At 23.2% G+C, this 669-nt stretch carries 1 protein-coding gene; it reads right to left on the bottom strand.

Annotated features, from left to right (window positions below):
* Nucleotides 1–438: 438 nt before the first annotated feature.
* Nucleotides 439–519, bottom strand: coding sequence for a YneF family protein (locus tag ACEW7V_RS01915; protein ID WP_374695758.1), 81 nt, complete (start codon nt 517–519; stop codon nt 439–441).
* Between the last annotated feature and the right edge of the window lie 150 nt (nt 520–669).

The raw sequence follows: 669 nt of genomic DNA, 5'->3' as shown, positions 1-669 counted from the left end.
CGCGTACAGTTAGTTGAAAATGAAATTTAAACTAATTATAGATTTTTTTATTAGGCGGCTTTAGGAGACAAAATATTATAAAATATTTACAACAAAAATCTTCCCATCAGTGAAATCAATGTTTTCGCCAGTAATAAATTTTCTGAAAACAAATTCGTCAAATTATGAAAAGCATGAAACAAGGCAACAAAGTATCTTTTAAATTTATTTTTATTGTTTTTATTTGTCTTTTTAGTTATTTTATAATGAATTATTTTTTATCGCAGTCAGCTAAAAAACAAAAATTATAAATTATTTTTGTTCTAAATTGCTACAAGACAATAAATAATTTATAATTTTGTTTTTAACATTTTTTGCGATAAAAAATAATTCATTATAAAAATAACTAAAAGACAAATAAAAACAATAAAAAATAACTTAAAAAGATACTTTCAAACATTATTTTATTTGCCTTGTTTCATGCTTTTCAATTTGACGAATTTGTTTTTCAGAAGGGGTACGACCCATTTGGCGAAACATTTTTTGATTTGTTTTTCTACTGATGGGAGGATTTTTGTTGTAAATGTTTTTTTAAACCAATGAAACATTAAAAAAGCTCCTAAAACCCCGCCTAATAAAAATCCTATAATTGGATTTAAATATAACCAAATATTGTTCATTTTAAACCAT

The organism is Areca yellow leaf disease phytoplasma (genome assembly GCF_041920595.1).
The sequence above is the reverse complement of the archived record's forward strand: the minus strand, read 5'-3'. Positions and strand labels throughout refer to the sequence as shown.